Annotated in this window: 19 protein-coding genes and 3 pseudogenes; 10 read left to right on the top strand and 12 right to left on the bottom strand. The window is 63.0% G+C overall.

Going from position 1 to position 23225, the window contains the following annotated elements:
• Positions 1 to 17: 17 nt before the first annotated feature.
• Complete coding sequence (locus ACQCSX_RS06255; protein ID WP_427018183.1) at positions 18 to 431, bottom strand: cupin domain-containing protein; 414 nt, start codon at positions 429 to 431, stop codon at positions 18 to 20.
• A 550-nt stretch (positions 432 to 981) separates the two neighbouring features.
• Positions 982 to 1551 carry a rhodanese-like domain-containing protein gene (locus tag ACQCSX_RS06250; RefSeq protein ID WP_427018182.1) on the bottom strand — a complete coding sequence of 190 codons (570 nt, stop codon included), beginning with the start codon at positions 1549 to 1551 and terminating at the stop codon, positions 982 to 984.
• 16 nt (positions 1552 to 1567) lie between these two features.
• Between ACQCSX_RS06250 and ACQCSX_RS06245 the strand changes: the two genes are divergently transcribed.
• The 4 genes and pseudogenes from ACQCSX_RS06245 to ACQCSX_RS06230 form a co-directional block, all read left to right on the top strand.
• Positions 1568 to 2815 carry an MFS transporter gene (locus ACQCSX_RS06245; protein WP_427018983.1) on the top strand — a complete coding sequence of 416 codons (1248 nt, stop codon included), beginning with the start codon at positions 1568 to 1570 and terminating at the stop codon, positions 2813 to 2815.
• Between the two features lie 185 nt (positions 2816 to 3000).
• Entirely contained in the window at positions 3001 to 3318 is a 318-nt protein-coding gene (locus ACQCSX_RS06240) for a PadR family transcriptional regulator (RefSeq protein WP_427018181.1), read from the top strand.
• Positions 3315 to 4589, top strand: coding sequence for an APC family permease (locus ACQCSX_RS06235; protein WP_427018180.1), 1275 nt, complete (start codon positions 3315 to 3317; stop codon positions 4587 to 4589). Before ACQCSX_RS06240 ends, ACQCSX_RS06235 begins: the two co-directional genes overlap by 4 nt.
• 226 nt (positions 4590 to 4815) lie before the next feature.
• Positions 4816 to 5193: pseudogene (locus ACQCSX_RS06230) on the top strand (IS1380 family transposase); the annotation flags it as partial.
• Positions 5194 to 5229: 36 nt separating this feature from the next.
• Here ACQCSX_RS06230 and ACQCSX_RS06225 read toward each other — a convergent pair.
• The 3 genes and pseudogenes from ACQCSX_RS06225 to ACQCSX_RS06215 form a co-directional block, all read right to left on the bottom strand.
• Positions 5230 to 5460: pseudogene (locus tag ACQCSX_RS06225) on the bottom strand (integrase core domain-containing protein); the annotation flags it as partial.
• A gap of 53 nt (positions 5461 to 5513) precedes the next feature.
• Complete coding sequence (locus ACQCSX_RS06220) at positions 5514 to 5822, bottom strand: hypothetical protein (protein ID WP_427018179.1); 309 nt, start codon at positions 5820 to 5822, stop codon at positions 5514 to 5516.
• Complete coding sequence (locus tag ACQCSX_RS06215) at positions 5819 to 6916, bottom strand: tyrosine-type recombinase/integrase (RefSeq protein WP_427018178.1); 1098 nt, start codon at positions 6914 to 6916, stop codon at positions 5819 to 5821. Before ACQCSX_RS06215 ends, ACQCSX_RS06220 begins: the two co-directional genes overlap by 4 nt.
• A 223-nt stretch (positions 6917 to 7139) precedes the next feature.
• Here ACQCSX_RS06215 and ACQCSX_RS06210 point away from each other — a divergent pair, with 223 nt between their 5' ends.
• Genes ACQCSX_RS06210 through ACQCSX_RS06200 form a run of 3 tightly spaced genes read left to right on the top strand, consistent with a single transcriptional unit; the run spans position 7140 to position 9833 of the window.
• Positions 7140 to 7727, top strand: a complete 588-nt coding sequence (locus ACQCSX_RS06210) for a recombinase family protein (protein WP_427018177.1) — start codon at positions 7140 to 7142, stop codon at positions 7725 to 7727.
• A gap of 4 nt (positions 7728 to 7731) precedes the next feature.
• Positions 7732 to 8373 (top strand): plasmid pRiA4b ORF-3 family protein, encoded by a 642-nt coding sequence (locus ACQCSX_RS06205; RefSeq protein WP_427018176.1) that lies wholly within the window; start codon positions 7732 to 7734, stop codon positions 8371 to 8373.
• Positions 8370 to 9833 carry an ISKra4 family transposase gene (locus ACQCSX_RS06200; RefSeq protein ID WP_427018175.1) on the top strand — a complete coding sequence of 488 codons (1464 nt, stop codon included), beginning with the start codon at positions 8370 to 8372 and terminating at the stop codon, positions 9831 to 9833. The genes ACQCSX_RS06205 and ACQCSX_RS06200 overlap by 4 nt, the downstream gene beginning before the upstream one ends.
• 817 nt (positions 9834 to 10650) lie before the next feature.
• Here ACQCSX_RS06200 and ACQCSX_RS06195 read toward each other — a convergent pair.
• The 7 genes and pseudogenes from ACQCSX_RS06195 to ACQCSX_RS06165 all read right to left on the bottom strand — a co-directional run bounded on the left by ACQCSX_RS06195 (position 10651) and on the right by ACQCSX_RS06165 (position 19577).
• On the bottom strand, positions 10651 to 11685 hold the full coding sequence (locus ACQCSX_RS06195) for a tyrosine-type recombinase/integrase (RefSeq protein ID WP_427018174.1): 1035 nt from the start codon (positions 11683 to 11685) through the stop codon (positions 10651 to 10653).
• Positions 11686 to 12307: 622 nt separating this feature from the next.
• Positions 12308 to 14560 carry a putative transposase gene (locus ACQCSX_RS06190; protein WP_427016419.1) on the bottom strand — a complete coding sequence of 751 codons (2253 nt, stop codon included), beginning with the start codon at positions 14558 to 14560 and terminating at the stop codon, positions 12308 to 12310.
• Between the two features lie 144 nt (positions 14561 to 14704).
• Positions 14705 to 15466: pseudogene (locus ACQCSX_RS06185) on the bottom strand (DDE-type integrase/transposase/recombinase); the annotation flags it as partial.
• A gap of 306 nt (positions 15467 to 15772) precedes the next feature.
• A complete protein-coding gene (locus ACQCSX_RS06180; RefSeq protein ID WP_427018173.1) occupies positions 15773 to 16699 on the bottom strand; it encodes a LysR substrate-binding domain-containing protein in 927 nt (308 codons plus the stop codon).
• Between the two features lie 42 nt (positions 16700 to 16741).
• The gene (locus ACQCSX_RS06175) at positions 16742 to 17224 is read right to left on the bottom strand and encodes a RidA family protein (protein ID WP_427018172.1); all 483 of its coding nucleotides are present in this window, start codon (positions 17222 to 17224) and stop codon (positions 16742 to 16744) included.
• A 20-nt stretch (positions 17225 to 17244) separates the two neighbouring features.
• Complete coding sequence (locus ACQCSX_RS06170; protein WP_427018171.1) at positions 17245 to 18426, bottom strand: ArgE/DapE family deacylase; 1182 nt, start codon at positions 18424 to 18426, stop codon at positions 17245 to 17247.
• Between the two features lie 14 nt (positions 18427 to 18440).
• A complete protein-coding gene (locus ACQCSX_RS06165; RefSeq protein WP_427018170.1) occupies positions 18441 to 19577 on the bottom strand; it encodes a diaminopropionate ammonia-lyase in 1137 nt (378 codons plus the stop codon).
• Positions 19578 to 19869: 292 nt separating this feature from the next.
• Between ACQCSX_RS06165 and ACQCSX_RS06160 the strand changes: the two genes are divergently transcribed.
• The 3 genes from ACQCSX_RS06160 to ACQCSX_RS06150 are packed head-to-tail and all read left to right on the top strand — an operon-like array spanning position 19870 to position 23211.
• A complete protein-coding gene (locus ACQCSX_RS06160) occupies positions 19870 to 21117 on the top strand; it encodes a M24 family metallopeptidase (protein WP_427018169.1) in 1248 nt (415 codons plus the stop codon).
• Between the two features lies 1 nt (position 21118).
• Positions 21119 to 21949, top strand: a complete 831-nt coding sequence (locus ACQCSX_RS06155; protein ID WP_427018168.1) for a maleate cis-trans isomerase family protein — start codon at positions 21119 to 21121, stop codon at positions 21947 to 21949.
• Positions 21949 to 23211, top strand: a complete 1263-nt coding sequence (locus tag ACQCSX_RS06150) for an alanine/glycine:cation symporter family protein (RefSeq protein ID WP_427018167.1) — start codon at positions 21949 to 21951, stop codon at positions 23209 to 23211. The genes ACQCSX_RS06155 and ACQCSX_RS06150 overlap by 1 nt, the downstream gene beginning before the upstream one ends.
• Positions 23212 to 23225 lie beyond the last annotated feature (14 nt).

Here is a 23225-nt window from a genome sequence, read left to right as displayed (position 1 = left end):
ATACGGGAATGTCGGGATCAGACCTCGGAATACTTGAAGGAGTGCGATTCGAGGCCTTCGGGGTTGGGACCGTAAATGGTGATCATTCGCGCGTAGACGGGTGCCCAGTACCGGCCCAGGCTGCCCGGGTTGACGCGGGCCGAATCGCCTGGCCGCAGGATGACAGTCTTGCCCCGGCTCTCAATATGGAGTTCGCCCTCCAGTACGAAAGCGGTTTCACTGTGGGGGTGGAAGTCCTCCCAGGCGCAGGAATCCAGCGTCCATTCCGAGAGAATGAAGTCGTCCCAGCTGCCTACAGGGTGGGAATTGATGAACCGGCAGCGTAGCCGCCCATATTCGCCGCCCAAGGCCTCCAAAGGCTTCGCTGCCCAGAAATCCACTGCATTCCCCGTCGTCACTGGAGGGGACTGAATGGTGCCTGCATCATTCATGGCTTCAACCGTTTCAAGAGTCGGAAATCTTCTGTCAAGACGTGTCCCGGTGAATGCCAGTCACATCGTCGTGATAGTGAGGCAGGTCACCGTGCTTCGATAGACCCTACATGAACAATTGTTCAAGTCAAGCGTTCGTGTCAGATCCTTGAAAATGCCTCCCTGGGTCGGGAAATAGGCCAGAAATCTTTAGTCGAACCATTGACTTGAACAAGTGTTCCTGTCACAGTATGTGGACCATTAGCGTGACCGGACTCACACCAGCCGAACTCAAAGCAGAGCACGGCTGGCCCTCTGGAAATCAGGGGATGCATGGTTCGCGGCAATCTTCTCCGGGAGCCCTGACCGGGCTTCAGAGGTGGTCGTCAGCGCACTCCATGAACAGTTCTTCGATAAATCTTTCGCAGCATCCTTCAAAACGCAGGAAAAAAGCATCACGATATCTGCCCCAGTGGCATCTGCCGGGAATGTTTCCTGCCAGTAGCTCGTCGGCACCCCTGCACCCGGACGCCTATCTGGGGGCGCTTCAGAAAACGGAAAAAATACCACGTTAGGCCTTGGCCGGGGTGGACCATGATGTGCGGGCTTCCGTCATCGCGGCCACCGCCGAACATGCGCATGGCCGGCCTGTCCACACACCTGCCGGACGAAGCCCGGCACAGCCATCCCCGATCCCGGCCGCAGCGGCATCGCCGGGCCGCTTGCCTGCACTATGCTGCACGCCCCTCGGTGGCAGGCGCCATTCGAGAATGCCTTCGTGTAGCCGGCGGTCCTCGTGTCCGTTGGCCCGCAGCAGGTCCACGGCTTCGTAGGCCAGGACGCAGTAGGCGCTGCGGCAGTAGGCAACGATGTCGCGCCCGGCGGGCACCTCGCCCAGCCTTGGCTCCAGCAATTCCAGCGGGATGGACAGCGCCCCGGGTATGTGGGCGGCTGTGAATTCCTCCGTGGGACGGACATCAAGGACGGTGACGGTCCCGGCGGCTGCGCGGGCCAGCAGTTCCTCGCGTGTCATTTCTTGCATGGTTTGCCCGCCGTCGTGCACGGTGGGCCGGCCGGCGGTGATGTACTCGCTGGTGCGGTAGCCGACCTCCGGCACACTTGCCCGGGCGACCGCGCGCATTTGGTCGTAAAGTGGCATTGTGTTGGGATTGCGGGCAAACCTGGCCCAGTTCATCCTGCTCGTGGCCGTCAACGCCCTGGTCGGGGGGACGCTCGGGCAGGAACGCTCGGTGTTGCCCCTGCTCGCGCAGCAGGTTTTCCACGAGGGCCTCTATACCGGTGCGCTGACCTATATTCTCGCCTTCGGCCTGGCCAAGGCGGGAACCAACTACTTTGCCGGCACGCTCTCGGACCGCTACGGGCGCAAACCCGTGTTGGTGGCCGGCTGGCTCATCGCTCTGCCCGTGCCCTTCATGTTGGTCGGGGGCCCGACGTGGGGGTGGATCGTGGCAGCAAACATTATTCTCGGGATCAACCAAGGTCTGACCTGGTCCACCACGGTGATCATGAAAATGGACCTTGTCGGCCCGGCACGGCGCGGCCTGGCCATGGGGCTCAACGAAGCCGCAGGCTACCTGGGCCTGGCGGCCACGGCCCTGGCCACCGGCTACATCGCCGCATCCAACGGCCTGCGCCCGGGCCCGTTCCTGCTCGGCGCCGCCTACATTGCCCTCGGGCTCGGACTCTCCGTTCTGGCCGTCAGGGAGACCCGCCAGCACGCAGCAGTGGAAGCCGCGAACCACGTCGATAGCCATGCCGGTGCGGGTGCGTCTCTGAGCACCCTGGAAGTCTTCACGCTCACCAGCTTTCGCGACAGATCCCTGTCAGCGGTCAGCCAGGCCGGAATGGTCAATAACCTCAATGATGGCCTGGCCTGGGGCCTGTTCCCGATCCTGTTCGCCACCGCCGGGCTGTCCGTGGGACGCATTGGCATCCTGGCCGCCGTCTACCCCGCGGTCTGGGGCGCCGGGCAACTGGTCACCGGTGCCCTCTCGGACCGGATCGGGCGCAAGCTGCTGATTGCGGGTGGCATGCTGGTTCAGGCCGCGGCGTTGGCCATGACCGCGCTGGGACACAGCTTCAATCTCTGGCTCGCTGCCGCCATCTTGCTCGGCACGGGAACCGCCATGGTCTACCCCACACTGCTGGCCGCCGTCGGGGACGTCGCCCACCCGGCCTGGCGTGCCCGAAGCGTCGGGGTGTACCGGCTGTGGCGCGACGGCGGATTCGCCGTCGGCGCCCTGCTCTCCGGCCTGCTCGCGGACGCTTACGGCATCCCGGCCGCCGTTGCCGTCGTCGCGGCGCTGACCGCCGCCTCCGGGATAGTGGTCGCCATCCGAATGCGCGGCACCGACCACCGGCCCACCAACCTCCACACCACCTAGAGTCGACACCGACGGCCAGGGCACCGACGGCTAGGGTACCGACGGTTGCCGGGACGATCCTATCGGGCGATTTCGAGTGTTTTCCGAGAATTTTTCGCGCCCGGGCAAGCCGCATGAAGGTGGTGCGGTATTCTTCACTTTGGATATCAACTTCCGATATCCATCTACGATACTTGGGGAGATTCATGCGTGAATTGATGCGTGCAGCGGTGCGGCTGCACATCCTCCACCACGCCGCCGAAGAAGACATCCACGGCGCCTGGATGTCCGAGGAACTGGCGAACCACGGATACACCATTTCCCCTGGAACCCTGTACCCGACGCTGCACCGGATGGAGTACGAGGGCCTGCTGCTCTCCCGGCCGGAAGTGGTCGATGGGCGCCCGCGCCGGGTCTACCGGGCCACGGCGGCCGGCTTGGACGCACTGGATGAGGGCCGCCGGTCCATTGCCGAACTCGCCGCCGAAGTCCTGCCCAAGCCTCCAGAAGGAGAACACCGGTGAGCAACCCCCAGGCCTTGGCTCGCCGGCTGGGCACTTTTGACGCCGTCGTGATCGGCCTCGGGTCGATGATCGGGGCAGGAGTGTTCGCGGCCTTCACCCCGGCCGCGGCCGCGGCCGGATCTGGCCTGCTGATCGGGCTCGTCGTTGCGGCCGTGGTGGCCTTTTGCAACGCGACGTCCTCAGCGCAGCTCGCCGCGGTTTATCCGACGTCGGGCGGGACATACGTCTATGGACGCGAACGTCTGGGGCCATGGTCCGGCTTCCTGGCCGGGTGGGGTTTCGTGATCGGCAAGACGGCCAGTGCAGCGGCCATGGCGATGACGTTTGCCGCCTATGCCGCCCCGGCCGGCTGGGAACGGCCGGTGGCAATCGCCGCCGTCGTGCTGTTGGCCACGGTGAACTACCACGGGGTCACCCGGACCGCGGGGCTGACACGGATCCTGGTCATAGGCGTCATCGCGGCCCTGGCCATAGCCGTTGCCGCCTGTTGGGGCGGCTCCACACCCGATCCGGGGAAGATGCTTGGGGACGGGTTGCTGGCCCACGGCTGGTACGGGATCCTGCAGTCAGCAGGGCTGTTGTTCTTCGCGTTTGCCGGCTACGCGCGGATCGCGACGATGGGCGAGGAGGTCCGCAACCCCAAGCGCACCATCCCGCGCGCGATCGGGATCGCCCTGGCCATCACCGTCGTCATCTACGCCATCATCGCGGTTACGCTCCTGGCAACCATCGGACCCGAGGGAGTATCCGGGAACCCCACACCCCTGGCAGCGGCCGTCGCGAACGGGTCCTGGGGCTGGGCTGCCCCCATCGTCCGCGTGGGTGCAGCAGTGGCCGCACTCGGAGCGTTGCTGGCCCTCATTGCCGGGCTTGGCCGGACCAGCCTGGCCATGGCCCGCGAGCACGACCTGCCGCACTGGCTAGCCGCCGTCCACCCCCGCTACAAGGTCCCGCACCGGGCGGAAGCCGCCCTGGCCGTGGTGATCTGCGCAGTCATCGTCGTCGCAGACCTGCGCGGCGCGATCGGTTTCTCCTCCTTCGGCGTGCTCATCTACTACCTTGTGGCCAACATCGCCGCTTTCACCCAGCCCGCCACGGATCGCCGCTACCCCAAAGCCCTCCAAGTGACCGGGGCACTGGCCTGTGTGGTCCTGGTCGCGACCCTTCCGCCACTGTCGGTGGGGCTCGGCATCCTTATGTTCGCCGCCGGCATCATCTTGCGCCTCATCCGACTGCGCAAAAACCGTCACCCGGACATCCAAGCTCCCTGAGAATGTCCAAGCCTGCCCCCGGTAACGAGGTGGCGTTCACGGTTAAGCACCATCCAGATCAAACCCGGCAAATACAGGCCACTACGACGCCCGCCAAAACCTTAGCCCGGGGGTTTCATGATGGTGCCGCCTCGGGGGTGTGTTTAACCGACGAAAGGTGCTTCCCAGGCTGGGAAAATAGTGTTGTTGACGCACTGTTCCACCGGCTGAAAGAAGCACCTTTCTGATGTCCAAGAATACCGGAGTTTTCCCCGCCCTTCCGGTCGCCGCGACCGGCCAGTCGCTGGTCTCCCACGCCGGCCTGAACGTGGTCACCTCCCTCGTTGACCCGCTCGGGTTCCGGGACCTGTGCGAGGACCGGCTGGGCCAGTTCGTTCCGCCCGCCGCCACACACCGGCCCGGCACGATCCTGGGATCCCTGGCGGTGATGCTCGCCGGCGGCGGGGAACACGTCTCCGACCTAGACATCCTGCGCGCCGGGACCGGCGTGTTTGGCACGGTGCCCTCGAACGCGACAATCTCAAGGTTCTTTGCGCGCACCGTGGCCAACCCCGACCTCCTCGACTACGGGTTCGCCACCCTGGCGCGAGAGCTGCGCTCACGGGTGTGTGAACCACTCTGGGTTTGATGGAGACCCGGTTTATGCAGTCTGCGATGACAGAATACACGCTTGTTGATGGTTTTTTTCAAATTCGGCTGGCGGGATATCACCAATGCCGGAATGGAGCCGTTCGGAGTTGTACCAGTGGATCCAGCGGGCCGTTTCGTTTTCCACCTGCTGCCGTGACTTCCAGGTCATGTGGCGGTCGCGGTCGATGAGCTCGGTCTTGTACAGCCCGATCGTTGATTCCATCAGGGCGTTGTCGTAGGCTTAACCGGCTAATTTTGGGTTGGCTTGCGCCATAACCGGCTAATCGCGGTGGCTTATTGCGGTGTGGTGTGCGGCCTGCCTTCGAGTTGCCGGAGGCGTTCTTCCTGGTTGCGGACCCGCGCGGCAAGTGCATCGATGAGAACGCCGAGACGGTTGACCTCGGCGGCAAGGTTTCCGCCCGCATCCCGGTGTGCCGTGGAGATGCGTTGGTGAATGAGCTCGCGCGCCGCTGCGTTGCGGTAGAGTCTCGAGCGCGGGATTCCTAGCTGGGCTGCAACCGCGGTGATGCTGATCCGGGCGCCCTGGCCGGTGAGCTGGCGCAGGGCTGCTTCGATTCTCTCGTTCAGTGGTTCCGTGTTCATGCCGTGCCGGTTTCCTCGATGAGCAGGTCCAGCTGTTTGACCAGGGCTTGGTGCCTTCGTGCTTCGCTGTCCCAGCCACGGCCCCGGGCGTCCTGGGCCAGCAGGGCGGCATCCTTGCGTTGGGCTTGAAGCACCGGCAGGTTGCTGTTCTCGGTGCGGAAACTGGGGCAATGCTCGCAGATGTTCGCATACGGGCATGCTTCCTGGGCCGGGGCGCGTAGGCAATAGCCGCCGGCGAGGCGGGATTTGATGGTCGGTGTCCCACGCCAGTTGCCGCCGGTCACGGCCGTGATCGGCAGCAGCGTCCTTCCCGCTCCGGTCGTGGTGCCGATGCGGGTTTTGGCCAGGTCCAGGGCCCGTTCGTATTCGGTGCGGACGGTGGAATCAAAGAGGGAGGCGTAGCGCAGGCTCATCTCCGCCGAGACGTGCCCCAACAGGCTCATCAGGGCCTGGAGGGTGACGCCGGCATTGATCAGGGCCGTGGCGTAGGTATGGCGCAGCTGGTGGGTGGTCACGTGCCCCAGCCCGGCGCTGGCCGCGGCGCGGTCCAGCTCTGAGCGCACACAGCCAACGTGAAGTCGCGTCCCGTGGTGGGTGAAGAGGAACTGCACGGGTTTGCCGCTCACGGGGTGGGTGATCGCCTGGCCCGGAGACCGGGTGGCGATGATCCGATCCAACAGGGCCACGCTGTCATCATCAAGGGGCACCATCCGCTCGGTCTTCATCTTGCCCAACGGGACCTTCAGCCAGGCCCCGTTGCCGGAGAGCTGGTGGACGCAATCCATTTCCAGGTCCAGGAGTTCACCGATCCTCAGTCCGCAGGCCCGTTGCAGCAACAGGGCATCGGCTACCAGACGGTTGGATGATTCCAACAGGGCGTGGGCGAGCATCCTGTCGCTGTCCGGCGGCAGGTAACGGGGCAGAGGGCGGGGCAGGCGGGGAATATCGGAGCGGAACAGCAGTTGCCGTGCCGGGGCATCCGACCATCCCCATTCGGTGATTTCCCGCAGGAAGTTTGCCACGGCGAGGATCCTGCGGGCCTGCTCGGCAGGAGAGAGGATGCCCCCGCTCTTGGTGTTCGGTGCCCGGCTCAACGCGATCAGATACGGCTCGATATGCCGGCACCTCTCCAACCCGGCCGGGAGAGCGGGAAAAACCGTGGGAGGTGGGGGGTCTATCGGAGACGACCGTTTGCGATAGACCCCGGGACGGGCTGGTGGTGGAGGGTGTTTCCCCGCGGTGGGGTGCACCAGAGCTCGCCACGGAATCAATCCCACGAAACTGCCGTCCGCAGGTGGGTTGCGATAGGGTCGCCTGGTGGGAGACAAGATCGGGTATGCCAGGGTCAGTACCGCTGATCAGAACCCGCGGGCCCAGTTGGATGCGCTGGCCGGCGAGGGCTGCCTGAAGGTCTACACCGACCACGCCTCGGGCACCAAGGCCGACCGGCCGCAGTGGCAGGCGTGCCTGGCCGATCTGCGCCCCGCCGACACCCTGGTGGTGTGGAAGATCGACCGGCTCGGCCGCAACCTTAAAGACCTGATCGACATCGTCACCACCCTCGACCAACGCCGGGTCTCGGTCAGGTCGCTGACCGACGGGATCATCGACACCACGACCGCGCACGGCAAACTGGTGTTCGGCATGTTCGCGCTGATGGCCGAGTACGAGGCCGCCCTGATCGCCGAACGCACCGCCGCAGGTCTGGCCGCGGCCCGCGCCCGCGGGCGGGTCGGCGGCCGCACACCGAAGATGACCCCGACCTTGGTCGACAAGGCGCAGCGGATGTATGACTCGCGGTCGTTCACGATGGCCGAGATCGCCGCGTCCTGCTCGGTCGCCCCGATGACCGTCTACCGCCACATCCGCGTCGACCCCCACCCGGCGTCCGACGGGCAGGGGTGACCCGGTGCTCGAACCGGGCCCGCCCGCCGCGGTCTACCGGCTACGCGTCGTGGTGGCTGGCGTCAGCCCGCTGATCTGGCGGCGCCTGATCGTTCGCGATGACATGACGATCGCCGGGCTGGGTGAGGTGTTGCAAACCGCGTTCGGCTGGTCCGGGGAGCACCTGTGCCGGTTCACCGTCCACGGCGCGGAGCACGAGCCCCGCTACGGCGGCAGCCGGGTGAGGCTGCGCGAGTGGGGGCTGCGCGAGGGCGAGCGGTTCGCCTACGACTACAACTTCACCGCCGGGTGGCGCCTGGACCTGCGCGTCGAGCAGATCGCCGACGCCGCACCTGGGCGCGTGTATCCGCGGTGTGCCGGTGGGCGCCGCACCGGCCCGGACGAGGACTGGGACGGCCCCTGGGACTACCTCGAGCGCACTCAACCCCACCGGGTGTTCGACGCGACCGTGCGCGCGGCCGCCATCCTGCGCGAGGTCCTCGACGCCGACCCCGACACCACGCTTGCCGCGGCGCTCGGCGGCGACGGCCTCGACCAGTTGCGACGCCTGGCCCCGCTGCTGAGCCTGGACCAGTTCGACCGCCGCGCCCTTAACCAAACCCTCGCCCACCTCGCCCCGGCTACGACGCAAAGGACACCACCATGAAAATCACCGTGTCGGTCACCATCCACCCCAACGATGAGCACGCCGCCGCCGTGGTCCGCGACGTGCTCACCATCGAGCGTGATCACCTCTCCTCGGATACCTTCGGCCTGCACCTTCACGAGGCCAAGGACCTGCTGCGCGTGGTGCAGGAAACGATGGCCACCGAACAGGCCCGGGCCGCGCTGGCCGGGGCGGCGGTGTGCGCGTCGTGCGGGGCGGCCCACCGTCACAAGGACACCCGCCCGATCGTGGTCCGCACCCCCTACGGCGTGCTCCACCTGGACAGCCCCCGCTGGTGGCACTGTCTGTGCACGCCCGCGACGGCGGCGACGTTCAGCCCGCTGGCCGAGCTGCTGCCCGAACGGGCCACCCCGGAGTTGATGTATCTGGAGACGAAGTTCGCCGGCCTGGCGCCCTACGGCGCAGGGGCGAAGCTACTGGCCGAGGTCCTGCCCCTGGGCCGGCGGCTGCACGCGACCGCAGTCCGCCTGCACGCGCAGGCCGTCGCCCAGCGGCTGGAAGACGAGCTCGGCGCCGAACAGTTCAGCTTCATTGACACCTGCCAGCGTGAGCGTGAGGAGGAACTGCCCCGCCCGGACCTGCCGATCCTCGTCGGCCTGGACGGCGGCTACGTGCACTCGGCCGCGCAACGTTCCCGCACCGACGGCTGGTTCGAGGTCATCGCCGGCAAGATTGTCCCGGCCGAGGGGAAGCCGACCCGGTTCGCCTACGTGCAGACCTACGACAGCAAACCCAAACGCCGCCTGTACCAGGCGCTACGCGCCCAGGGGATGCAGGACAACCAGTGCGTCACGTTCCTCACCGACGGCGGGGAGGACATCCGTGACCTGCCCTGCTACCTCAACCCGCAGTCCGAGCACCTGCTGGACTGGTTCCACATCACCATGCGAATCACCGTGATGGCCAACATGGCCAAATCCCTACAACCACCACCACCCGCGGGCGACACCGACAGTGCCGGCCTCCCCAGCGCCCAAGTGCCCCGGCCGGATCTGGCCGGGCAGATCGCCGAAGACCTTCAACGGCTCAAATGGTTGCTGTGGCACGGCAACGTCTTCCGCGCGCTGATCACCATCACCCAGATCACCGTCGGCACCGAGATCGCCCGCGACGGTCCAGAACAGGCCCGCATGGCCAAAGCGATCGGCGAGTTCGACTCCTACATCCGCGCCAACACCGACAGGATCCCCAACTACGGCGAACGCCGCCGCGCCGGAGAGGCGATCTCCACCGCGTTCACCGAGTCCACCGTCAACCAGGTCATCAGCAAACGCATGGTCAAAAAGCAGCAGATGCGCTGGACCCCCCGCGGCGCCCACCTCCTACTACAGATCCGCACCCGAGTGCTCGACGGCCGACTCGACGCCGACTTCCACCGCTGGTACCCCGGATTCGCGCACTGCCCACCCCCCGCCGAGGATCTAGCCGACGCTGCATAGCCCTCCCACGGTTTTTCCCGCTCTCCCCGGCCGGTCCGGAAAGGTCCGGGTCCAGCGTGGTGACATAGACACCGAAGTGCGCCAGCCGGGTGGCGAGCGAGGAAACGGTCTGGGGTACGCAGGTCACTGTTTTGCGGTCCAGATACCGCACCAAGGCCCCGCCCAGGGGCCCGTGGACCGTTTCCATCCGTTGGGTGAGGGAGCGGCGATTGCCTGGTCGTGGAGGGGGTTCGGGCAGGAGGTCTGCGTGGAAGAGGACCCGGCGGACGTCGGCGCTGAGCACCAGATAGGGGTGGGCGGAGCGGCCGGTCCGTTGCTCCCGTGCCCGGCAGGCGCCCTCCACTTCCTCCAAGTCACCGGCTCCCACCGCCGAAAGCGGGCCACCGCGGTGAAGCAGGATCCGAGCCACGACCCCGGTGGTCATGGCACGGCTGACGCGTTCGCTGAAGCCCAGCGTGCGGGCCCGGTCCAGGAAGAAGAGCAGGTCTGTTTCGAGGGCTTGGCCTGCGCAGGCGCTGAGGATATTGGTGAGTTTGGTTTCCAGCAGATACCCGTAGTCGCCGTGGATCCTTCCGGTGAGCATCAAAAAGAGGATGAAGGGCGTCGTGTGGTATTTGGTTTCCCCACGTGTCTTCAGGGGTTCTCCCAGCCAGTCTTCGGGGACCGGCCAGCGGGCCATGAATGTTCTCGCGGCGGAGAAGACAGGCGTGGAGCCGTGTCCGCGGGCTGCCAGGTAGTCCCGGTATTCGGCCACGATCGGGGCGGGGTCCTCAGCCTGGGGATTGTTGGCGTTTGCGGGCTGCATCGTATTCGGCTTTCACGTGGACGGGGCCAGATGGATATAGCGGGCGGTGGTGTTGACGTGGGCATGGCCCAGCAGTTCGCGCATGACGGCCAGATCGACACCGGCCTCTGCCAGGGCACTGCCGAAGGTATGGCGCAACGCGTGCGGATGGCCTTCGGCGACGCCGGAGATTTCCCGGTGGTAGCGGAAGATGGTCCGCAACCCCGCCGGGGTCAGCGGTTGGCCGCGGGTTTTTCCCTTGGCCACCAGGAAGAGCATCCGGGTCGTTGATTCGGGGCGTTCGATCAGCAGGTAGGTTTGGATGGTGCCGGCAACGTCGGTATCCAACGGGACCCGGCGTTCCTTGGCTCCCTTGCCGTGCACCAGCAGCCAGCGCGCACCAATATCCACATCACCCACCCGCAAGGCCAGCACCTCGCCGGCGCGCAGCCCGCAATAGAGCATCAATCCGGCCATGGCCCGGTCCCGCCAGGATTTCAGCCCCTGGAAGAGGGCCAGGACCTCGGCATGGTCCAGGGCTCGGGGAAGCCGGCGGGGTTCGCGCAGCCGCAGGGCGGAGCGGGGTTGGGGGCGGGCCAGATGCCCGAGCGGTCCCGAGCGGTGGTCTGGCCCGTGCCATCTGGTTTCCGCTCCCCGCGGGACCGGGTTCTTCAACGCCGGGTCGCGCATCACCATGAACGTGAAAAGCCCCGACACGGCGGCCAGGCGCCGGTTCACCGTGGCCGGGGCGTAGCCGTCGGTTCGCTGTCCTTGCAGGGTCAGGACGTTGGGTCCGGGACGGCCCGGGACCGAAGCATGGCGGCAGGCGGTGAGGTAACGCAGCAACACGTCGGTGTTTACCACGCCCAGACCGAGTCCTTCGGAGGCCAGCCAGCGGCAGAAGGCCAGCAGATCAAATCCGTAGGCCCGCACCGTCGCCGGCGAGTAGTTCCGGTCGGCCAGATAACCCAGATACTCGTTGACGGTCATGAACGCGGCCGAACCCGCCCCGGCGATCTGCCACCCTCCGCCGGAGGCCTCCAACCTCAATTCCGGGCCGGTCTCCATGGAACAACAGCGTCCGCCTCGTTCGAACCAAAGTCAAGGTTTTCCCGCGGTTTTCCGGGGATGAATAACTGGATTAGCCGGTTAACGGGGAGTCGCCGACGGTGCCGATGGAACCGTCCATGCCGGCGGCCACGAGCTGGTCGGTGAGCATCACCGAGGTGTACTGGCTGCCGGCGTCCGAGTTAAGCCGAATTCGGCTTAACTCGGATTAAGCCGAGGAAAACGCTAAGCCGAGAGTTGACCCGATGGGCCCGTTTTTCCGGGGTTTCGCGTTCTTTTTCTCGGCTTAATTTTCCGTGGATTATTGGGGCTCGCAACCCTTTATGGTTGGTAGCGGTCAGGTCAATCCTTATGTGTGAACCCGTCAGCTGGTGGGCACGGCGGCATTCAGTGCTGGTTTCGCTATGCCCAGCGGGACGTCGGCGTTGAGGCCCAGGGCAGCGGTCATACCTTCGTGTCGGATCCGTTGCCTGTGGGACCAAAGAGAGCCTGAACATTAAGCCGAGGAATCTGTTCATGATCCCCGGAATGACGCGGTGAGCAGTCGGGTGCTCGGCTTAACGTTTTCCTCGGCTTAATCCGAGTGGTGGATCAGGACTCCGGTCATGGCGATTTAATGCTTTTAGGATTGAGCCCGGTTTTTGATGGTGTATTTGAGGATGAGATCGGTGCCGGGGTAGCGGGTTTCGGTGGCGGTGAGGTGCTCGCACAACTCGGCGGCGGCCGCGGTCTTGGCCTTGGTTGGCAGCGGATCCAGTCTGATGGTGAGGTGGCCGGGGGTGGTGGGGTCGATGTCGCCGGACTGGTTGAACAGTTGGCGCATGAGGGTGTGGGCTTCCTGGGTGGCGCGCCGGTAGCCGGTGTTGGTGCGGATCTCCCTCGCGATGGTCATCGCGGTGTTGTAGGCGGCCATCCGGATGCCGGTATGGATCAGCTTCACCTCGGTATCCAGGACCTGCTGGCCCGGGTTCAGTTCTCCGAGGCGGAGCGTGGCAGGGATTCCCTTGTGGGCCTTCTCGGCGGCGATCAGCGCGTTCTCCGCTTCCCGGAGCGGTGCCATGGCCTGGTTGTGCATGGCACTGGTGACCGTGACGATCAGTTCCTTGCTTCCTTCTGGCGGGGTTTTCAGCTCCAACAGGTTGATATCGGCGATGGCGGCGGCCTCGGCATGGGCATTCCTGGCGGCAACGACTTTTTGGTACGCCTTGGCCTTGGCCAGGTTCGGCACCATCCGGTCCTCGTCGTCCTCGGTGCTGGCGTAGGAGTCGTGGGAGTCAAGGTCGAAGTGCATGCGGGCGTAACGGAACTGGTTCTCCTGCCGCCACCGGTTCCCCATCCGATACACCACCTCCCCGGCGGGAAGGCCGCGATCGGTGGTGAGGATGTGGATTTGCCTCGTGCCCCCGCCGGTGGTGGCCACAACCCGGCTGAGCTGGCGGATCTGGAAGACCTCCCCGGTCGTCCTGGTGGCGTTCAGGGGAAGGTCAACGAGCGTGTCAGCCACTTTCCAGGTCTTCTCTTCACCATGATCGTGGGTGTGGGACACCTCGGCGAACAGCTCTTCCTTGATGTCTTCCGTGGCGCCTTTGCGCCAGGTCAGCACATCAAAACCCGAAGCGTCCATGTGTTTGAACAAGGCCGGTGACCGGCCGCCGCGGTCAAAACCAACCAGCACCCGCCGCTCGTCACCCACCGCTATACGTAGTTCGGGTAGGAGGTCGCGCAGTTCCGCGGCAAGGGATGCACCGGGGGCGGCCATGACGACGAACACGGGGGCGCCGTGGGCGCCGGTGACCCAGGTTTCCTCGGTCGCAGGGACCGGGAACTTCAACCTCGTGGAGTACCGCTTTCCGATCTTCTTGCGTCCCTGGTAGGCGCGCACATGCCCGTCAACATAGAGGACCGCGGCCAGGTTGTCCCCGCCCGGGCCCGTGCCGGCCAGGTGGTGGGCGGCCAGGGCGGCGATCAGTTCGGCGGCTTTGCCCGTCTCGGCGAGGTGGCTGATCCGGCGGCGGATGGTTTTCACTTCCGGGGCCCGGTCCAATCCCAACACCCGCCCAAGTTCTTCCGGGTCAAAACGCGTCGCGCCCTCGGCCCGGGCTTCCCCGGCCAAGGCCCGGAGCACGCTATCGATCAGGATCGTTTCCAGGCCGTAGAAACCATTCGGCAAGGACCCGTAGACATCCTTCGCGCAGGAGAGCAGGCCGGTGGTTTCCAAGGCGGGGAAGGCCAAGAACAGCCCGGCATGCCGGATGTGTGCTGCCGGGGCAAACACCGGGACCGCGCACCCGGGCAAGCCGGCGGCGGCACGCTCCGCAGCGCGGGGTGCCGGGGCCGGCCGGAGCGGCAGTTCAGGCTGCTGTGCTGGTGTTGGTTCCTGGGTTTCAGGTTCACCGGCGGCGGGTGTTTCCGCGGCGTTGGCGCCCTGCCCGGCAACGAGTTTCAGGGCGCGGCGGACACTGAACTCGGAGACTCCCACCGTCTCGCCGATGGTCCGCAGTGACTGGTTTTGTGCGCGTAGGGCCACGATGCGCTCGATCGTGGCAGTGACCAGCTGGGAGGGGCGCTTGGGGCCTTTCTTCTCCGCCACCAGGGCGGTAACACCACCGGTGGCTGCCAGCTGGACCCATTTCCACACCGCCACCGAGGAAACTCCGAAAGCTGCCGCGATCTGCGCCTGCGAGGCCGCGCCCAGACGCACCAATTTCACTGCCGCCCACCGGCGTGCCGCAGCATCTTCGGCATCCCACACGTCACAGAGCTGCCCGCGGATATAGACTTCCCCGCCCCGGTCGTTCTCCACCAAGGACACCGCCAAGCCCACCGGCACGGCAACAGGATCCATCGCCACCGGCAGGGGACGTTGAGCAGTCATGAAAACCATCATTTCACCCCTCGATAGACGATAAAATACTAACTCTGTTTTATCGCAAAACAGGTAAAATTAACATCCCCCAAGCCGCTCAAAACCCCCGAAAGTCAACGAACTTCCAAACCCGCCACCAGACCATGACCGGAGCCCTGGAGTCTGGGGATGCCTCACACGCCCGGTAATTCCGTGGCATCCCCTCTCAGCCAGGAAAGTTTCGGTTTGGCCAATGATTCCACGACGGGCCTGGTTAAAGGCCACTCCGTTGTCGGAAAGGAGTTGCTGGGGCACCCCATAAGCATCAAACGCGGCCTGCAATGCAGCAATGGCGTCGTCACCGTTTTCCAACTGGGTGAAACACTGCGTACCGACATCGAAGCGGGTTCCGTCATCGATCATCTGGTAGATCAAGGCCTTTGTGCCGTCTGGGTCGAACAGGCGGTATTCCATCCCGTCAAGCTGCCACATCTCCATCGGAAAGGACCGGGCGAACCGCATCCAGGCGCCACGGGGACGCTTACGGGGATTGGTTTTCGTGACGCCAGCCTCGGCAAGGATCCGGCCGATCGTTGCCACAGAGGGCAGCGTCGCGCCAAACTCCTCGGTATCCACGCCCTCGAACCAGATCGACTGCGGACCGTTGTCCCACCCAGACTTCCGCAACCGTTCACGGATGCGCAGGACCACCGCCTTGGTCTGGTCCCCGTGTACCCTCGCCGGTGTTTTCGGGGCCCGCGAATGAGGATTCAAGGCCTTGTTTCCCTCAGCGATATAGCGTTTCTTCACCTTGTAATAGGAGGGCCTGCTGATGCCCAATTGCATGCACAACGCCGAGATGCTCACAGCGTCTGGCAGGTCCGGATTGAACTCAATGATCTGGCGGCGTATCGACGCCGATAACGTATTTGACACCCCCTATTATCAAAAAGTCCACGGTCAACCCCGTGCCGGCCACGACGCCTGCAACCTGTCAACGATGTCCTGAGAGATCCTGTAAGCGATGTCTTGAGAGAGGTTGTAAGCGATGTCCTGAGAGATCACATACCAACTACCCAGACACGCGCTACCACCATGGGCTATGCGCCATTTTGTGGCCACTGAGAATCGGTGTCGATGGATTGCCGTAAGTAGGCCATGCCATCGGGTAAGCGAGTAGTGGAGCTGCCAGGAACAATTAGAGATCTAGGTTAGGTGGACGGGGCTGCCGGTCCCAAGATGTCAATTTTCGCTGTATCGTCCGGTTGCGTAGGAGATGGCTGCACGGTGAATTGCGGCGGAAACGGCTGCTATGGCGGGACGCAGGCTTGAGGCTTCTCTGGTCGTGAGTAGAATTTGCCGGTTCTGCATTCCGGATGTGGGAAACCGGCGAGTCGTAGTCGACGCTCCTACGAGCGAGAGACCTGGTAGAACAGCCACAGCCAGTCCTGCTTCAACAAATCGCAAGTGGACTGAAACGTCTTCCGAGGAACAAATGACCTTAGGCTCGAAGCCTGCCTTGCGGCACTGGTTAGTCAGCCATGTCCGGGAAGCAGAGGAAGCGGTTTCCACCGCCCAGTGAGCTTCAGCGAGCTGCGCGATGAGGTCTTTGCTCGGGTTTAGGCCGTCCGCGATGGTTGCATCCATGACCAGCCACAGAGGGTCCTCCATTATCGTGGTGACTGCAATGCCAGGCTGCGTCGGCAGGGGAATTCCGGGGAATGACTCGGCGATAACAAGGTCATATTCCGAGGAGGCAAGAGAGGGAATAGTGGATTCAGGTTCACCTTGCTCGAATTCCACCGAAAGCTCCGGATATAGCCGGCGAAGCTCTGCTATAGCATCGGGAATAATTGTCAGAGCCGCGGATTGAAAAGCTGCAACCTTGACCACCCCGCGCGGCTGTGACACTGACATGGAGACATCAGCCTCGGCACGTTCCACTAAGTCCAGGATTTGCTCGGCGTGGGCTACCAGGATTAAACCTTGAGGGGTGAGCTGCAGGCGGCGCCCCGAAGGCTCAACCAGGGGGACGCCGACTTCCTTTTCAAGCAGCCGTACCTGCTGCGACACTGCCGAGGTGCTGTAGGACAAGGCAGTGGCCACGGCTGAGAGGGTCTTGCGGTGGTAGAGCTCCCGCAAGACCCTGAGCCGGACGATGTTCAGCACATCTTTTCCTTCTGCTGTGTGGCGTGGGCGGCCGGTGCGCCGCTACGCAAACTCTACGATAATCTCAACCTCGACGGGTGCGTTCAGCGGAAGCTCGGCAACTCCGACAGCTGAGCGGGCATGCTCTCCACGGCTGCCGAACAATTCCACGAGCAGCTCGCTGGCTCCGTTGATAACCGCGGGCTGGCCATTGAAACCGGCTGCTGATGCTACGAAGCCGGTGACTTTAAGGATCCGTACAGTGTCCAGATCTCCCAATGTGCCAGCGGCGGCCAGTGCGTTCAGAACGCATGTCCTGGCCAAATCTTTGGCCACCTTGGGGGAGACATCAGCTCCAACCTTGCCCAGCGCTCCCATGTTGCCCTCATGCAGGGGCAGCTGACCGGAGGTGTAGACCGTGTTGCCTGTCCGGATGGCGGGAACGTAAGCAGCCAAGGCAGAGGAGGTTTCCGGCAGAGTCAGGCCCAGCTGGGCGAGGCGTTCACGAAGAACCGGGTGGGAGAGTGTGGTGGGGTTGACAGTCATGGTGATCCTTCGAAGTGTGTTTAGCGGCAGAAGTTGGAAACGGTGGTGGCAAGGATGTGAGTGACTCGAATCACTGAGTCAATTTCTACCCATTCGGTGGCTGCGTGGGCTCCGCCGCCGTCAACGCCGAAGAGCAGCCCGGGGATACCTGCCTCGAGCATTAGGGATGCGTCAGTCCAGAAAGCTTCACCGCGGACGGTGGCGGGCTTCCCGGTGACTGCGGCAGCGGCGGCTTCGAGGGCTTGGACAATAGGCTCCTCGGCAGAGACTTCAAAGGCGTGACGTTCCAAGATCTCGGTTACCGTGTAGCTGAAATCGGGGTCCGAGCTGGCGATGGCATCTAGAACTTTACGTAGCTCAGCCTCCACCGTTGCTGAGTTCTCGCCAGGGACCGTGCGCCGTTCAAGGGAGACGGTGCAGGAGGCGGGGTAGCTGGAGAGTTCCTCTCCGCCGCGAATAAGGGATGCATGGATGCTTCCTGTTCCCAACATTTCATGGGCGGCGCCGAGGGGTAGCGAACGGCTGAGGTCATCGAGGCCAGTGAGGAACTTCCCGGTCTTTGCAATGGCATCGATCCCCAGGTCAGGGCGGGATCCGTGGGCCGCGGTACCGTGGATGGTCACGTCAAACCATACAAAGCCACGGTGTGAGATGACGATGTCCTCATGCGTTGGTTCCGAGACGATTGCCGCGTCAGCGGTGAAATGCCGCAGGACCTCCTCCGTCCCAGCGCTGGCAAATTCCTCATCCGCGACAAGTGCCACGATGATGTCGCCAGCATGGGGCTGGGATGCTGCCGCTGCTGCGGCGACCATCATCGCGGCGATGCCAGCCTTCATATCGAAAGTGCCTCGGCCGTACATGCGCCCGTCCTCCACTCGAGGCTCGAGTGGTTCCCCGTCGAAGCCTGCGAGGGTGACGGTATCCAAATGTCCGTTGAACATCAAGGCCTTGCCTTGCCCGGAACCAGCTGCGACGCCAACAATGGACGGGCGGCCAGGCACGGCTTCGAGCCGGGAAATGGTGAATCCCCGCTGTTCCAGCCACGTCGCTGTGAAGTCCGCAATTGCACTTTCTCCGGCTGCGCCAGGCACAAGGTCAGGGTTGACGGAATCGATCCTGACCAGGTCTTTCAAAAGCGCCATAGGATCTTCTAACAGGCTAATGATGGCGTCGGGTACTAAATTTTCGGTGATTTCCATGGGGAAAGAGCCTTTCATCGTAGCGGGTTTGCTGCCAGGCCCTCGGAGCTGACCAAGACGATCACGGACGATGCATCGAGTCCCAACGACTCCCTCCGCTCAGGGATTGATAGGGCTGCCCGAACGCCGGCCAGGGTGGCTGCGCCACAAGGGCCCACATCCAAGCCTAGGTCCTGGAGATCCAAGACTGCTTGGCGGCAGTCGGACTCAGAAACGCTCACCGCGGCATCGAGACCTGCCAGCAGCGCTGGCCAGCCCAGCTCTGAGGGTGTGCCGCAATTGAGTCCTGACATGATGGACGGGTAGGAGGTATCCACCACTACCGGTGTTCCGGCCAACAAGGACCGCGCAATGCACGCTGCGGTTTCCGGTTCAGTGCTCAAAAGGACAGGAGCGGCATTGCCCGCTGTCCGGTAGTGCTCTACCAGTGCTTGGGCGAGTGAACCAACACCAACAGGGCAGGCCACCAGGTCCGGGCCGGGTGCGTTCATTTCTCGAAGTGCATCATCAATCTCGCCAAACAAGGTGCCGTAACCGTCCACAATCCATTGCGGAGCCTGCATGTACCCTTCCCACGCCGTGTCCTGAATCAAAACATCGCAGGCTTGGCCCTCCGTGGATTTCGCGGCGAGCATGACCACATCGTCGTAGATGTTTTCGGTTTCGATCAGTTCAGCGCCTTCGCTAGTGATTCCCGCAATTGCAGAGGAGCTCAGGCCTGCCGGAATGTAGATGCGGGCAGTGATGCCCAGCAATGCCGCCATTCTGGCTATTGCGCGGCCATGGTTGCCATCGGTTGCCGTGACCAGTACGGGAGTTTGCGCAACGTCTACGTTGGTGCGGATAAATTCCTTGAGCCGGGGAACAGTCATTCCCTCGGGGTCCAGATCGTAGCGCTGGCACAGCGCCCTGCATACGGCCCATGAGGCGCCGAGGATTTTGAAGGCAGGCAAGCCCAAGCGGTTCGATTCATCTTTTACCAAGACCTGGCTGACACCCAGCTCAGCGGCAATGGAAGGCAGACTAACCAACGGTGTAGGGGTGTAGCCATCAAGACTGCGGTGAAAGGGCAGAGCGGATTCAGGCGCTGCTGTCTGCCATGAGCGGGAGGTGGGATTTGAGTACCAAAAGGCGGTCTGTGTGGGAAGCATGTATCCATCGTCCAACAAAGAAAAGGAAAGTAAAAGTGTTTATTTGTGGTCTATTCCTTCCACTCTTACTTCAAGTAGTATTGTCCATATCTACTTCAAGGTAAAGGCCATATTTGACCGCTTTTTGTTTACTTCATCATGCGGGAGACTTGATGCTGTGACAGGGGACACACGGGGTGGGCAACTCGTAAAAGCTGGTGGTGCCACGCCGAATCCAGCCCCACCCCACGCCGTCAACACTTGAGCGTAATTTTGGCCCATAGAGAGCACACTATCTAGGAGTAACAAACGGATGCGAGAAACAACCATCCCCGACCACGCAGCGTGGCCCGGCACCACGCAGGACGGGATTCTGTCTGTGTCGTCCGGCTCTTACGTTGCCCCGCAGCGTGGCTTTCCCATTGCGGAGTTCGCGAACCGGCTGACACGCGCACAACAGCTGATGGCCGAGTCCGGCTTGGACGCGCTGCTGATCACCACGGAAGCTGAGTTTCGCTACTTCACAGGTTTCTTGACCCAGTTCTGGCAAAGCCCAACCCGCCCTTGGTTCCTTCTCGTGCCTGCCAGCGGTCAGCCGACTGCCGTGATTCCAGGTATCGGATACCCTCCTCTGGCGCAGACCTGGATCGAAGACATTCGGACTTGGACTTCGCCACAGCCTGAGGACGAGGGTGTTTCCTTGCTGGCCGAGACAATGCACGAAATTCTGGGAGATCGGGCCCGGGTGGGAGTGCCCATGGGTCCTGAGACAACGCTGCGCATGCCACTAGCGGACTACGGCAGGCTCCGGGCAATGGTGCCCGGATTCAGCTTCGACGACGCAACAGAAGTGGTCAAGACCTTGCGGATGGTCAAGTCAGAGGCGGAAATTGAGAAGATTGCGCATATTTGCCGCATCGCCTCCGACGTTTATGATCTGGTTCCCAGCATCGCCACCCCTGGCCAACCTCTGGTGGAAACCTTCCGTGCGGTCAAGATCGAACTCCTCAAGCACGGAGCCGACGATGTTTCCTACCTTGTTGGCGCATCAGCTCCAGGTGGGTATGACAATGTCATTTCTCCCCCAGGCAACCGCCCCTTGACCGATGGGGATGTGCTGATGATTGATACGGGCACCGTCTACGACGGCTACTTTTGCGACTTCGACCGCAACTGGGCCATCGGAACTGCGGACCGCGCAGCCAAGCATGGTTACGCCACACTCTTCGAGGCCACCAACGCCGCACTGGAGATCGCCCGGCCTGGAGCTACGGCGGGCGACCTTTTCCGAGCCATGCAAAAAGTGATTGTTGGCAACGGCTACGCCTGCGGCAATGTTGGCCGGTTGGGCCACGGACTGGGCATGCAGCTGACCGAATGGCCCTCGCACACCAATGCGGATGAGACCATCCTGGTTCCCGGCATGGTCCTTACCCTTGAACCCTCCCTCGATATGAAACCCGGTCAGGGCATGGTGCACGAAGAAAACTTTGTGCTTCGCAACAATGGCCCTCAGCTTTTGAGCCGCCGCGCCCCCGAACAACTCCCAGAGGTGCACTGAGATGAAACTGTCCTACGAATCAGATGCGGGTGTTGCCACCCGCGCCCGCTTGGGCGTTATTGTCCTGCAGGTTGATGAAACGCTCGAATACGAATTTCAAACCTTACTGAAGCTACCCGGCGTCGCCCTTCACCACACTCGGGTACCCAGCGGGCTGGACGTCACCGAGGAAACCTTGGCGGCCATGGAAGCTCACATCCCCATGGCTGTGAGCTTGCTTCCCACCGGGGGTTCCTTCGACACTATTGGCTACGCGTGTACCTCCGGTGCCAGCGTCATCGGAGCGGAAAACGTGGCCAAGGCCGTCCGCTCCGCCTACCCCGCCGAGGTCCAGAACTCCTCAGCGATGCCAACTGTCACTGATCCTTTGACAGCAGTTCGGGCAGCTTGCAGAGCCCTGGGCGTCCAACAGCTGGGATTTGTCACCCCCTACGTTGCGGAAGTGTCCGAAAAGCTCCGGTCCGCGTTGGAAGAAGACGGCCCAACCATCACCGGATTCGGTTCCTTTGAGGAATCCGAGGAATGCAAGGTGGCGCGGATCGCCCCCGAATCGGTCTACGAAGCGATCCTCAAAGTGGGACAGTCCTCCCCATGCGATGCGGTCTTTGTCTCCTGCACCAACGTACGGACCCTGGACATCCTTGAACGAGCTGAAGCCAGTCTCGGCAAGCCAGTTATCAGCAGCAATCAGGCGCTCGCCTGGCACATGCTCCGGCTCTCAGGCATCGACGACGCGCTGCCAGGATACGGGCAGCTACTGCGACTACCTCTGAGCCCCAGCACTGAAACAGTAGGGGCCGGCACCGCCGCGGCCCAAGGAGGTGCAAGGTAATGGAAAATTTTGTTACATGGCTCAACGGTCTTGTCTGGAGTCCTGTCCTTGTTATTATGCTTCTGGGAGCAGGACTGTTTTTTACAATAGCCACACGCTTCGCCCAAGTTAGGCACGCCATCGAGATGGTTCGGCTGTCCTTTGAAGGGAAAAGTTCCGCCTCCGGAATCTCCTCATTCCAATCGCTCGCCCTCTCCTTGGGCGACAAGATCGGTGTTGGCAATATTGCTGGTGTTGCCACAGCAATCGCCTACGGCGGTCCTGGCGCCGTTTTCTGGATGTGGGTGACAGGTTTCCTCGGAATGGCCACGTCATTCATTGAAACGACACTGGCTCAGGTCTATAAGAGCAAGCAAGACGGAGAGTACCGCGGAGGAACTCCGTATTACATCGAAAAGGCACTGAAACTGCGACCGCTCGCCATTATCTTTGCGATCATGACCATGATCACGGGCGCATTCCTGCTGCCGAACGTTCAAGTCAACGCCATCTCTGCATCACTGAATTCAGCGTTCTCCGTCAATACCCACGTAACAGGGATTGCCCTGATGGTAGTTCTGGCTCTCATCATCTTCGGCGGCATCAAGCGCATTGCCCGCACTGCCGAGTTTGTGGTTCCTTTCATGGCAGCCGGATACATCCTGGTGGGCCTGATGATCATGGTGGTGAACGCCGGAGCGATCCCCGGGCTTTTTGCCTTGATCCTCTCCAGCGCCTTCGGCACGAATGCGACATTCGGCGGGATGATTGGTGCTGCGATTGCTTGGGGAGTCAAGCGCGGGGCATTCTCGAACGGAGCAGGATTCGGAAGCGAGACGTATGCCCCAGCTGCTGCTGAGGTCTCACACCCGGCCAAACAAGGACTCGTTCAGTCATTTGCGACCTTCATAGATACGCTGGCCGTCTGCTCCATTACTGCCTTCATGATTCTCATTACCAAGTCCTACAACGTCATTCCTGCAGCGGGTGCGCCACTGGCCAATCACCTTGACGGCGTTGAACCCGGTCCTCTTTACACTCAAGCGGCCATCGAGTCAGTCCTGCCGGGGTGGGGTTCGGGAACCCTTTCGATTGCCATTCTCTTCTTTGCCTTCACTAGCCCGGATTTTTCATCGGACGGCGGTCGGGGCGTTGGGTGCGGGTTTTGCCGTCCCGGCGGGCTGAATCGGATTTCGGGTGTGGCTGATGGACCCGGGGGCGCCGGGCTGTGCGCGGGCTTCCACTGTTCCCGTTGGTGTTCTTCTTTCCTGCTCGTTGGTTGACGGGGGGTTGCGGT

This window comes from Pseudarthrobacter sp. P1 (genome assembly GCF_050156935.1).
Taxonomy (GTDB): domain Bacteria; phylum Actinomycetota; class Actinomycetes; order Actinomycetales; family Micrococcaceae; genus Specibacter.
Note: the sequence above shows the minus strand (reverse complement) of the source record. Positions and strands in the feature narration are given on the sequence as shown.